This window comes from Enterococcus sp. FR204 (assembly GCF_031143325.1).
In the GTDB taxonomy this organism is placed as follows: Bacteria; Bacillota; Bacilli; order Lactobacillales; family Enterococcaceae; genus Enterococcus_B; species Enterococcus_B faecium.
This window is the reverse complement of sequence record NZ_JAKZIW010000056.1, coordinates 1-12,997: the sequence shown is the minus strand read 5'-3', so window position 1 is coordinate 12,997 and position 12,997 is coordinate 1. Positions and strand designations below refer to the sequence as shown.

Annotated in this window: 10 protein-coding genes; 5 read left to right on the top strand and 5 right to left on the bottom strand. The window is 37.4% G+C overall.

The window, feature by feature from the left end; genetic code table 11:
* The first annotated feature begins 231 nt into the window (after positions 1–231).
* The 5 genes from RG571_RS10710 to RG571_RS10690 all read left to right on the top strand — a co-directional run bounded on the left by RG571_RS10710 (position 232) and on the right by RG571_RS10690 (position 7,590).
* On the top strand, positions 232–1,842 hold the full coding sequence (locus RG571_RS10710; RefSeq protein WP_002286080.1) for a polysaccharide biosynthesis protein: 1,611 nt from the start codon (positions 232–234) through the stop codon (positions 1,840–1,842).
* Between the two features lie 156 nt (positions 1,843–1,998).
* Positions 1,999–2,847, top strand: a complete 849-nt coding sequence (locus tag RG571_RS10705) for a DegV family protein (RefSeq protein ID WP_002298432.1) — start codon at positions 1,999–2,001, stop codon at positions 2,845–2,847.
* Between the two features lie 230 nt (positions 2,848–3,077).
* Positions 3,078–3,557 carry a DUF6530 family protein gene (locus RG571_RS10700; protein ID WP_002286073.1) on the top strand — a complete coding sequence of 160 codons (480 nt, stop codon included), beginning with the start codon at positions 3,078–3,080 and terminating at the stop codon, positions 3,555–3,557.
* A 32-nt stretch (positions 3,558–3,589) separates the two neighbouring features.
* The gene (locus RG571_RS10695; protein WP_258430618.1) at positions 3,590–5,818 is read left to right on the top strand and encodes an AAA family ATPase; all 2,229 of its coding nucleotides are present in this window, start codon (positions 3,590–3,592) and stop codon (positions 5,816–5,818) included.
* Positions 5,819–5,946: 128 nt separating this feature from the next.
* Positions 5,947–7,590 carry an alpha-glucosidase gene (locus RG571_RS10690; RefSeq protein WP_131774430.1) on the top strand — a complete coding sequence of 548 codons (1,644 nt, stop codon included), beginning with the start codon at positions 5,947–5,949 and terminating at the stop codon, positions 7,588–7,590.
* A gap of 72 nt (positions 7,591–7,662) precedes the next feature.
* Here the strand turns inward: RG571_RS10690 and RG571_RS10685 are convergent, their stop codons facing one another.
* The 5 genes from RG571_RS10685 to RG571_RS10665 form a co-directional block, all read right to left on the bottom strand.
* Complete coding sequence (locus RG571_RS10685; protein ID WP_002286070.1) at positions 7,663–8,208, bottom strand: TIGR01440 family protein; 546 nt, start codon at positions 8,206–8,208, stop codon at positions 7,663–7,665.
* A 22-nt stretch (positions 8,209–8,230) separates the two neighbouring features.
* A complete protein-coding gene (locus RG571_RS10680) occupies positions 8,231–8,716 on the bottom strand; it encodes an ECF transporter S component (RefSeq protein WP_002286069.1) in 486 nt (161 codons plus the stop codon).
* A complete protein-coding gene (locus RG571_RS10675) occupies positions 8,706–9,518 on the bottom strand; it encodes a hydroxymethylpyrimidine/phosphomethylpyrimidine kinase (RefSeq protein WP_002286068.1) in 813 nt (270 codons plus the stop codon). The genes RG571_RS10680 and RG571_RS10675 overlap by 11 nt, the downstream gene beginning before the upstream one ends.
* Positions 9,519–9,656: 138 nt before the next feature.
* Positions 9,657–11,189, bottom strand: a complete 1,533-nt coding sequence (locus tag RG571_RS10670) for an acyl-CoA synthetase (RefSeq protein WP_258430620.1) — start codon at positions 11,187–11,189, stop codon at positions 9,657–9,659.
* A gap of 108 nt (positions 11,190–11,297) precedes the next feature.
* Positions 11,298–12,329, bottom strand: coding sequence for a tyrosine-type recombinase/integrase (locus RG571_RS10665; protein ID WP_029485664.1), 1,032 nt, complete (start codon positions 12,327–12,329; stop codon positions 11,298–11,300).
* Positions 12,330–12,997 lie beyond the last annotated feature (668 nt).

Below are 12,997 nucleotides of genomic sequence, written 5' to 3'. Positions count from 1 at the left end.
TATTAAAAACAGAGATTGCGACATAAGTTGTTCAAACTGATCTATCCGAACTGCATTTGCAACAGTCAATTCTGGATGCAAGTTTATTCGTAGGGATAAAAAAGATTAGTGTTGGCTTATGATGCAAGCTCTTTTTTATTTTAGGAATTAGAGAGGGATTTGTCCTTCTATGATTTTTTGCTATAATAGGGAAGATGTTTATTTTATGAAAGAATAGTTGAGGGAATTTAAATGAATAAAAAATTGATGCAAGGAACATTTTGGCTAACCTTTGCTAATCTTCTATGTAAAGTTTTAGGAGTAGTCTATTTGATTCCCTGGCTAAGTATGATGGGGAACAATCAAGATGGTATGCTTGCTACGACATTGTATAATGTTGGCTATCTTCCTTATGGATTGTTCCTGATGCTTGGTACAGTCGGATTTCCAAATGCGATTGCAAAAAAAGTAGCTGTAGCCACAAAAGAAGGAGATAACGCTGCTTGTCGGCTGATTTTTAGAAGTACGATCAATATCATGTTTGTCATCGGTATCGCCTCTGCTGCACTGATGTATTTATTTGCTCCTTTACTAGCCGGAATCAGTCCGATTGCTAACGTTAATAATGGGATACTAGCTATCAGAAGTTTATGCCCATCTTTGATTGCTATCCCAATTCTTAGTGCAATGAGAGGATATTTCCAAGGAAAAAATGATCTGCGGCCTTATGGAACTTCTTTGATTATCGAACAGGCTGTGCGAGTGATCGTTATCTTGGCTGGTACTTATTACTTGCGCGTATTGACTGACGGAACCATATTAGAAGCTGTATTGATCAGTACAGTCGCTTCTTTCTTCGGTGGGTTAGCTGCGATTATCCATATGTATATCGTCGGACGCAGAAAAGACTTCTTCGAACTTAAAGATTTTTTGATTTCCAGCCGTTATTTCGAAAGAGAAAACCGATCTGCCTCTGTCTCTATCATTCGGGAAACACTACCGTTTATTTTTGTCGGCTCAGTCATTACTATCGTTCAAATGATCGACCAAGTAACGATGAAACCACTGCTTCACTTTTTCCGTCCAGAGATCGCAGATCAGCAACTGGAATTCTTATTCAGCCGTGCTTCTGTCAATCCAAATAAATTGACATTGATCCTGATCTCCATGGTAGGAACAGTAGCTATAAGCAGCTTGCCAATATTAAGCACGATGAAGAAAAAAGATCGGATACAAATCGAAAAAACAGTAGGAGATAGTTTTTCGATTGCGTTATTGATTCTTCTTCCTTCATTGACTGGAATGTCTTTATTAGCTGGACCACTATACACATTGTTTTTTGGCTATGATCCTGAAAGTGTCGGATATTTCCAAATGGCTTTGCTAGCTTCTTTGTTTTTCTCTTTATTCACGATCCTATCTACGATGCTTCAATCTTTGAATCACCATCGTTTTGCGATCCGATTAACTGTAGAAGCAATTATCCTGAAAGTCATCTTCCAAGTAATCGGATTAGGATTAGTTGGCGGATACGGGATGAGCTTATCAAATGGCTTAGCATTCGGTATTGTCTTTGTTCGCGGCTATCACTTTATGTGCAAAGAATACCGAATAGCACCTTTAGCAAAGATCAGCAATTTTTTCTTAAAAACTTTCCGCTCCACCCTGATTATGCTTGCAGTATGTTTTGCCGTTTTCTTTTTGCTGAATCAGCGATTGTCAATGGAATCAAAAAGCTATGCAATGATTTATTGTGTGGCTGTAGGAAGTATTGGCGGCTTAGTATTTTTATTTTCTCAATTCGGAAAAAATGGGTTTCGAATGTTGAAAAATGTTAAACATCATAGCAGAAGCAAAGAATAGGTTAACTAATCGTTTTTTGCTGTCACTTGAAAAACGGCAACTCGTATGATTACGCTTGTCGTTTTTCTATTTTCCAATTTTAGTTTCATATCTAATCTTACTTATGATATAGTTATAAGGTCTGGAAAAATTCTTTGAAACGAGGAAATTAAACACATGAAACTTGCAGTAGTTACAGATAGTTCGGCATATCTGCCGGAACGTATCAAGAACCATCCCGACTTATTCGTTATTCCAATCCCTTTGATTATGGATGGGAAAATTTATAACGAAGGAATCGATATCGAAGCGGATGAATATTATGGACTTTTAAAAAACAGTAAAGATTTTCCTACTACTTCACAACCTGTCGTAGGGGAAGTTTTGGGTTTATATGAGGAATTGAAAGAGAAAGGGTATGACACGATTTTAAGTATCCATCTTTCTTCAGGGATTTCTGGCTTTGTCAACACATTATTTGCGATGAAAGATGACATCAGCGGAGTAACGGTCATTCCTTATGACTCTAAGATCACTAGTATGCCGATGGGACACATGGTAGAAGCTGCCTTAGACTTAAATGATGAAGGTCAGTCCCTTGATGAAATACTTGCACATGTCGATCGAATCCGAGATAATACCTACGCTTATCTGATTGTAGATGATTTGAACAATTTAGTACGAGGAGGACGTTTGACAAATGGTGCAGCGCTGATTGGCAGCTTATTAAAAATCAAACCGATCCTGACATTTTCTGAAGGGAAAATTGTTTTATTCGAAAAAATCCGTTCAAGTAAAAAAGCATTTGCTCGAGCTGAAGAAATTATTGGTAGAAGAAATAACGAAATACAACCGCCAGTCAAACTTTACGTGATACATGCAAATAATTTAGAAGTAGCGATTGCGGAGAAAGAGAAATTGCAGAAAAAATATCCAAATGCAGAAATCGAAATTGGTCATTTCGGACCAGTCATTGGTACACATTTAGGTGAAAAAGCCATCGGCATTGCCATTTCAGCGCAATAATTCCTTTTATTCAAAAAACATACCAAAAATATTCCAACATCATCTTGGACTTTCTACATGTTACTAATGAGCGTGTAAAAGAACGAGATGGTGTTTTTATTTCTATCAACGAAGCTCTTTTTCTTTGCAATCCTCACTTCAATCCTCTATAATGTCGCATATAGTTTAGTAAATGAGTAAACTACTAATTTACTTATTTACTAAAAATAAAAGGATGAGGAGTTAAAATAATGGAAATACCAACAAATTTAAAACATAAACCAGTAATCGTTGTAGAAGACTATGATAAAGTTGATGGAAGAAATGCATTAAATACGGACGCAAAAGGGCTTTCTCTGGGCCTTGCTCAGTGGAATGATCGTGGAAAAGTCGATATCTCAGGCAAGGTATGGCGACATACTGGAGAAAAATGGTCACGACAGTCGGAAGAATTACCAATCACACGTATTTTAGATTTAGCGATCTTAGCTGCGCAAGGAAGTTTATACTTCCAAGATGCTTATCGTTATGAAAAATTTTATGATCCAGAAAATCCAGTCGTAGACATCATTGGATTGCAAGGGAACCGAATGACGGTAGAAGTAGATACCAAAAATCCAAAGATCGATGAAGACATCATTTTGTATTACGATACACTACAAAAAGACGGAGAACTGATTGGGGAACGATTCCGTATTTTAAAACGTCTTTTAGATGAGCTAGGATATTAATAGACAGAGATGATCAAAAGGGGAAGAGAAGCATGGAGAATTTCTCACTAACAGAAAACCGAACCTTTTCACGGCTAGAAAAGCAAATGATCTGGAAGAAACCGAAAAGCCATCGGACAAGTGCAGAAGAATGGCGGATCGCCTCCGAAATCAAAGGGAATTGGCAAGATCCTGAAATGAAAATCAGTAACGTACTTTTGGAAGGAGATGCCGGGTCGGGGAAGACACAATTAGCCAAAGCACTATCTGCTGATCTGCAACTTCCCTATACAAAAGTGACCTGTTTTGCAGATATGGACAAATCAGATGTTTTCGGAGCCTTATTACCTGTAGTAGATTCTAATAAGGAACAAGACCAAGAATTACTAGAAGCTATTTACCAAACAGATACACTTGAAGCTGTACTGACACTGATCCAGAACCATTACGGCATTGATCCTTTTTCTGCTAAAGAAAAATTAGCAGAGCTAGTTCAAAGGATCGAAGCTGATTATCCAGATGCAATCCATTACAGCTATTATCCTTCTGAAATCGTTCGAGCGATTGAAAAAGGATATTTATTAGAGATTCAAGAGCCGACTGTCATCCGAGATGCCTCTGTTCTTGTGGCACTTAACTCAGCGCTCGAACCAAATGGGATGTTGAATTTACCGACAGGAATCATTCGTCGCCATCCAGATTGCGTCATTGTGATCACTACAAATCGAAATTACCAAGGAAATCGCCCATTAAATGAATCTTTAAGAGATCGGATGCAACATGCGGAAAAAATGGATCTTCCTGCCTTAGAAGTCATGGCAGAACGTGCGATGGCGAAAACCATGATCCAAAAACAAGAACTTCTCTTAAAGATGGCAGAGATTATCCGTTTGTTGGATGAAACTGCAAAAGCTAACGCCATCAAAGGTGTAGCAGGAATGCGTTCTTATTTTTATTGGGCAAATACCTATAAGCAAGGACAAGATTTACTCCAGTCGATTTATCCAAAAGTTTTGTATAAATTATCCACTGATCCAGATGAATTGGCAATTCTTGAACAAGCTTTGTCTGACAGTGGATTGCTACTGGAACTTCAGGACATATTGAGAAAAGAAAAATGGGGTCATCCTCAATCTGAGCATACAAAAGGAAGAACCATTAGCGCCGAAGAAGCAAATGAACGAAACATCACTGAAAATGCTGAAGAAATTCTGCGCTTAGATGAAAAGAAATCGTTGTCTGCTGAAGAACCAAATGAGGGAGAAGAGAAACAAGAAGAAACAATAGAAAAAAACGAGATTCCTCCTCAAATGCAAAAAGAACGCAGTAGCGATATCGAAGGAAAAAATCAAAAAGAACAACAAACAGGAGATGATTCTCAAGAAATGTCTGCTTCTGACATGGAAGCACATGATAAGGAAATCAAGAAGCAACTGAATAAAGAAGCGCGACAAATCATGAAGGAAACGATTCATGAAAAAGAAGGTCTCATCGTTCACCGACCATCTTTCCAAGGAAAAACGCCGGAAGTACGTGAGCTACACATGCAAGTAATGCCAATAGTAGAATCACTTAGCCGACAAATTTTAGAGTTACTGGATAATGAACAAACAGAGACGTACCAAAAAGGAAAATACGAAGGTCAGCGGTTCAATGCAAGCAAAGTAGCATATGGTGATTTGAGAAATTTTGACAAAAAGAACCCGCCACATGAGCAACCTTCTTTAGCGGTAGCTGTACGGATCGATGAATCTGGGTCAATGATACGAGATGATCGGATCGAAGCGGCAAAAAAAGCAGCGATTGCCATTGCCGAATTTTCTAAGAAAGTCGATATCCCATTGTTGATTTACGGAGATACAGCAGACCGTTCGTCAAGAGAAAAGACTTCTTTGTTTTCTTATAAAGAATTTGAAGACGGATTTCAATGGTTAAATGAAAAATTAGTCACTATGAAACCAAGGCAAAACAATCGTGATGGTGCGGCACTTCGTTTAGCAGCAGAAAAATTAAACAGACAATCCGCAACAACCAAACTGTTGCTTAATATTAGTGACGGTCAGCCAAAAGCGTTGCCGGATTATACAGGCAAAAAAGCAAAAGAAGATATCCAGTCTGTTTTGAAAGAATATGAGCGTCAAGGAATCTTCTTTGTCTCCGCAGCTATTGGCCAAGACAAAGAAGAAATCAAGTCAATCTACGGTGAAAGTCGTTTTGTAGATATTACTGACTTGAATGAATTTCCCAAGCAAATGATTCAACTGATTGCCCGCTATCTATGATAAAATAAAGCTCAACGAACGCACTTAGCAGATTCGTTGAGCTTTTCGTTTCTAGTTACCGGTAACAAGGATACTTCTAAAATAGAATCGGTTATAATCAAGAGGGACCGTTAAAGGAGTGAAACGATATGATACAAGAACAAAAATGGTGGAAAGAAGCAGTAGGCTATCAAATCTATCCTGCTAGTTTCAAAGATAGCAACGGCGATGGTCAAGGAGACATCAATGGGATCCGTGAAAAACTTAATTATTTGAAAGATCTTGGTATCGGCTTTATCTGGATCAATCCGATCTATCAATCTCCATTTGTCGATAATGGTTATGACGTAAGTGACTATCAAGATATAGAAGAGAGATTCGGAACGATGGAAGATTTTGATTTATTGCTAAAAGAAGCACATGAATTAGGGATCAAAGTGATTATGGATCTTGTCATCAACCATAGTTCGGATCAGCATCAATGGTTTGAAGAATCGAAAAAATCTAAAGAAAGCCCGTATCGCGATTATTACATTTGGGTCGACGGGGTAGATGGCAAAGAACCGAATAATTGGACATCGATTTTCGGCGGTTCTGCTTGGGAGTATTCTCATGAAACTGGACAGTATTATCTGCATGTTTTTGCAAAAGAACAACCAGACTTAAATTGGGAAAGCGAGAAATTGAAAGAAGAACTATTCAATATGATCCGATGGTGGTTGGATAAAGGGATAGATGGATTTCGTTTAGATGCGATTTCTCATGTAAAAAAAGATGAATATTCAGTAAAATCCACAGAGAACCCTTTCTCACCCTTTCAAAATGTCTCAGGAATCGAAGAACATTTGACCGATTTGAAACATGTTTTTGAAGAGTACGATATCATGACTGTCGGAGAAGCAAGTGGTGTCACTGCAGAAGAAGGACCACAATGGGTAGGGAAAGACGGTTATTTCGATATGATATTCGAATTTGATCATATCCATATCTGGCAGCAAGAAAAAGAAGGGCAATTAGATGTCCTTAAATTGAAACATGCATTAAGCGCTTGGCAAACTTCATTGGATGGTATCGGATGGAACGCTTTATATATGGAAAACCATGATGTTCCTCGTGCCGTTTCAGTGTTTGGAGATACTCGTCCCGAGTTTTGGGCTATGTCTGCAAAAGCAATCGCTATGATGTATTTCTTTTTGCAAGGTACGCCATTTATTTATCAAGGACAGGAAATCGGAATGACGAATATGCCCTTTGAATCGATCGATCAAGTTGATGCAGTAGATTCGAAAAGACTTTATAAAAGGCTGCTTGCGGAAGGTAAGACAAGAGAAGAAGCATTGGATATCATTCGTGAAACAACGAGAGACAACAGCAGGACACCCATGCAATGGACTTCGGAACAATATGCTGGTTTTTCTACACATGAACCTTGGCTGATCACTAATCCAAATACCAAAACGATCAATGTAGAACAACAAGAATATGAACCAGAGTCGGTCCTGCAATTCTATAAGAACATGATCCGCATTAGACAAACCAATAAAGGTCTGATATACGGTTCTTATAAAGAATATCTTCATGAACATCCACAACTTTATGTCTATGAAAGATATTTAGAAGATGAACAATATCTTATTATGGTAAACTTAACAGAATCACTTGCTGACTATGAACTTCCAAAAGAAGCAGATCAGTCCTGGACATTACTCTTGTCAAATTCCTCTAACGGAGAATTTGAAGCTAAAGGCATACTAGCACCTTATGAAGCTCGGTTATATAAAACAAACAAGTAAAACTTCCTCGTTAAAGTTCATTAGTTGGACTTTGCGAGGAAGTTTTTCAGATTGCTCTGTCAATTACTCATTTCAATAATTCGCTCTAGGACCACCGATATATTTAGGACGAGAGCGAAGGGCTGTCACGTGAGCTTGTCCAAGGGTTTTCAAACGAGGTCTGACAGGTACTTGGACATGTTTGATATGCATACCGATTGATGTGTCACCGATATCGATACCGGCTTGTCCAACTACGTGTTCCACTTCGACAGGATCATTGAACTGGTCAAAAGCAGCAACAGAACAAGCACCTCCAGCATGTAGTGCAGGAACAACAGAGACAATTTCGAAATTTTTTGCTTCTGCCACTGTTCGTTCTACTACTAATGCTCGGTTCAAATGTTCACAACCTTGGACAGCTAGCGCAATTTCTTTAGGATCCAACAACTCTTTTAACGTACGGATGATCCATTGACCAACTTCCGCACTGGAATTTTTTCCAATATGTCCTCCAACGACTTCGCTTGTGCTGCATCCTAAAACAAAAAGATCACCTTTTTTCAAGTGTGCCTCAGCCAATATGTCATTAACTATTTCAGTCAATTGGTCTTTTAATTCTTTTTCTGACAACTTCATTTTCTAAAACCTTCTTTTTCAATTAATATTGCTTCCGTGCTTGAATACGTTGAAGACTTGCAGTTATAGGAAAGGCAAGTCCCATTCCAATCAGATTTTGGAAGATGTTTCCTGGTATAGAAGCCACTCCAGCCGGCCAATCATATAAAATCCAACCGGCGATACCATAGCCGATGATCATAACTAAGCTTCCTAATAAAAGCCCTAATCCCCACATACGAGTAGAAGATTTGCTGAAAGAACCAGCAACATATCCTTGTAACCCGTGGATCACTAATGAAAAAACTGCCCACTGCGGATATCCTGAAATCAAATCGATCAATAGACCACTGGAAGCACCAACAACTAATCCACCCGTTGGACCATAAAGAAAAGCAGCGGTATAGATCCCGGCCTCGCATAATGTCACAAATCCATTCGTAGCCGGTACAGGGATCAAAATTGTTAATGAAAGGGCAACTGTCAACGCAATCAGCATAGCATAGATCGTTAATTGCTTAGTTTTCATTTCTCATTCCTCCTTTTTGAATACCGCCAGACCAGACGCTTCCGGTATGATCGTTCATCAGCACGCCATTAGAAATACAATGGGCAACAAATTTTTTACTTTCTGCTACTGCTTTGGTAAAATCTGCCCCTAACACAAGATTCGCTGTTATTGCAGAAGAAAAGGCACAACCGGCCCCGTTTACTGTTGTAGTGTCGATTTTTTTATGAGAAAATACCTCATAATGATCAATTGAATAGAGAAGATCCACAGCTTCATCTCCAGCCATCCTTGTGCCGCCTTTGATCACAATGTTTTTTGTTCCTGAAGCAGTGAGTTCTTTAGCGAGATGGATCATTTCTGTTAACGAAGAGGGAAGAGCTTGACCAGAAAGTAAAGCAGCTTCTGCCAAATTAGGCGTAATCATCGTAACAAGTGGAAAAAGTTCTTCGATGAGCTGCGAAATATACAATTGATTGATCACAGCTTCAGTTTCTTTGAATGCCAAAACAGGGTCTAAAATGATTGGGATATTTTGTTTTGTTTTTATGAAGTCTCGAACAACCATGATTGCTTCACTTGAGTTCAATAACCCAATTTTGATACCATCTAATGAAGTCATTTTATCAATCGAAACTAACTGTCGTTTAAGCAATTCCAAAGATATAGATTCCAGCATAAATCGCTCATTAATATCTAGTGCCCCTATAGAAGTCAAGGCGCTTAGTCCGAATAGACCAAAATTCTCAAAAGTTTTTAAATCTGTTTGGATTCCTCCACCAGCAAATGGATCAGAACCGCCAATTGTCAAGATTCTTTTCATAACATTTTCCTCCATGAATAAGAGTATAACAAAATTTTCAAAAAAGAAAAACAGCCAATTGGCATATTTTTATCTCATCCAATTTAAAAAAACAAAAAGAAAAGAAAGACCAAAATGGATCTTTCTTTCCTTAAATAGTTAGGACTTTTGTGATTTTAATTCTTTCTCGATTTGAAGCCGTTGCACTTTCATTGTAGCTGTTCGCGGGATTGCATCAAAATCACGGATGATAGGGACGTTCAAGCGAGGAAGTTCATGGACTTGCTCCCACCATCGATTCCAATCCATTTCTTTATCAGGAGCTAAAGCAATAATCGGTTGTGGAGAATGATTTTTATCCCTTACAATCACTACTTCTGCCAAAAAATCTAACGAATCTAATAAAAAGTCTTCAATAGCTAATGTACTATTGATCGTTTCGATCAAATCCACTTGCCGATCTTTCAAAAATAGGTGGCCATGCTTATCCATAAAACCGTAATCTCCGCTATCCCACCAATCGCCATAAACATTTTCCTGGAACCGTGCATCTTCCTTGTAATAAGTCAAAGCCCGTCCTTTAGACAGTAATTGTATATGACCATCTGTGTTTTCAGGTAGGACATTCCCAACTGAATCTGTAATCCGAGCGCTTGTCATGTCTTCCAGTCCAACGCCCATATCTCTTGCATCACTTGTTTTCAAACTCTCTAGTGTATGAGCCTTAAGAATCATTGGTCCGCATTCACTTTGGCCATATACTTGAAGAAATACCGCATCCTGTGCCATCGACGTTCGCAAAAATGTCTTCATTGTCTGGTTGTTTATAGCATCAAAAGTGGAGTGATAGTATCGGATACCCGAAAAAGCTTCTGGATGCTCCTTAGCAGTAAAACGCCACTGAACAAAGTTATTCGGATGGGTCTCTAGTGCAATTGGCCGGTGAGCTTCCAACATATGAACAACTTTTGAACTTTGTGCGTTTGCTAAAGGCATCATAGAAAATCCCATGGACATCAAAGAAGAGATACCAATATTGAATCTGGAATGCACTGGAGAGATGTGAAAAGCGATTAATTTCTTTTCCGAAATTTTTGTGAAAACTGTTTTTTGCCATTTCGTCCGCCATCCCATAGAATGAGCAGAATGACAAATAAGTTTAGGGATACCAGTTGTACCAGAAGTATGGGTCATATAAGAAATTTCATTTTTGTCTAAAAATGATTGAGAAACAGAAAAAGCAGGTTGTTCCATTAAATAAAGAATAGGAATCTGTTTTGATTTTGTTCCATTTGAAATTTCTCTCACTCGCTTTTTTGTCTCATCATCAAATAAAATGAAAGGGTCTTCTAAACGATCGATAAATACTTCCATTGTTGTTGTTGGTAGATGATAAGAAGTCATGACAGGCACTGTACCAAGGTAAGACACAGAAACAGCTAGAAGGTATGTGTCAAAAGCGGAACTCTTATAAATAATAACTTTGTCTCCGGATTTCACTCCAAGATGAGCCAATTGATAAGCCCGTTTCAACACACTTTCGCAGCATTTTTTGTAAGTTGTTTCAAGTCCTAATTCTGGGAAAGCTGAAAGTGGCTCATCAAAGATAATCGGGGTCTCGGAAAAGTTAGCTGCAGCTTCTTGAAAATTCGTAAATAAGTTCAAAGGGGAATACGTTATGGTCTCCATCATTCACACTCCATTATCTTTTGTTAAGTAATATACAAATTCAAGATAATCGTAACATAATCCTTTATATAATAACATATTTTATTGTGAAAAAAAGATCATACATTTGTTTTATATGGAAGAAACCTGAACGAATGCCGCTAATTCGTGATAAGAAAAATCAACCATCTTTTCCCAGATATCTTGAAAAGAATGGGATGAGAGGTATCGATTACCACATAAATAATTTACCGCGTCAGCATCATCTAAATATAGTTCTGCATAATAACGATATGTTTTTCTGCATAGTTCTGGCGATACGTTTTTATATACTGTAATTTTGCTCAAAATTTGGCGAATAGTCCGAGGAGAAATTTGCTGATCATGTGAGGAACGAAAAACAAAAGAATTTTCGTCCGTATTTTGTGCTGTTAACTCAAAATAGTTCTCCAGAAACGGCATCGCTTCTTTTGGTATTGGTACTTTATTCAGTCTGTTTTCTTTTCTATTCAGATTAAGAATCTGCTTGGTCAAAGATACATCTTTACGTTTAAGTTCTACTACTTCATGGATCTTTAATCCGCAATACAGAAGAATGGCAGTAATTGCAAGGTTCCTCGGTCGATTCTTTTCTTCAAAGCTAGCTTCTCTGCTTGTTCGAAAGCCTTCAATCGGGATAAACAAATGCTCAAAATCTTTGAAAAGTTCTGCATCGATATATCGCGGAGCTGCTTTGGTTGTTTCCGGTAAACTTGTACCCAAAAGAGAAATCTCTTCTTCAATCAGTCCTCTTTGATACAAAAATCGTAAAAAATGATTTAATGAATATTGCTTCCTTGAAATCCCGTAATAGCTATTTTCAAACAATTGCTCCGTTTCTTGGTTCGCTGTAGTTTGGAACGAACGAGTATGTCGATAGATTTTAGCTAAGAAATTCTGATAATCTTGTTTTTCTAAATGGATAATCAGCTGATCATCCACTTCTTCAGAAAATACTTTTCTCAAATAATCAGTAAACAGATGAAAATCTTTTGCGTATTCATAGCGACTGCCTAATGAAAGGGAAGAACGATTTTCTTCTAAAAACTGTTGAAAGACGGAAGGGAGCAAGTGTGTACGTTGCTTTAACTTTTCTTGCAGTTGTTTTCTAGTTTTGCTGTCCATTACAAATTCCCTCCAATAGTGTTCATTTTCTATATTTTACCGCATTTCATCAAATGAAGATAGACAGTTTGTCTTGATCTTAGGAAGCAAATTTTTAACTGTCTTTTAAAAGTACTAGCTAAAAGATATGAAGTAAGAAGATACATTTTTAGTTATTTTATTAGTGCAGTCATTCTTTTGATCTTTTAATTGATTTATCCTCTTTTTAGCTATGTGGTTACTTCATGAGCAATGAAATGGATTTGGTTCGTTCTAATGGCAGGAGGCTCTTTCTTTTATTTCCGAAAAATTAGAAAACATTTTTTCAGAATCGATTGGCTCTCCATTTATTCAATAATGGTTTGTCTAACGATATTGTTGGGATAATTCTTAAAGAAGTATTAGAAATAGTTGGTACTTCATTACTTTACATGAAGATTTATTCTATGGTAGGAGCAATTATACTGAGAATTAATCCTTTTTTATATAAGTTGTTTGCTTATTGATGGATTGGATAAATTAAACCATCACAACGAGTGGAAATTATATGAAATTTTTCATAAAAATTCATCTAGAAACAAATGACATTTTATTAGAATATGACTTTCATTAACATAAATGTTTTCAAATTTCAATTAAATTGTTTTAATCAAATTCCAATCTAAATATTTGTAGAAAACAATCGTCTC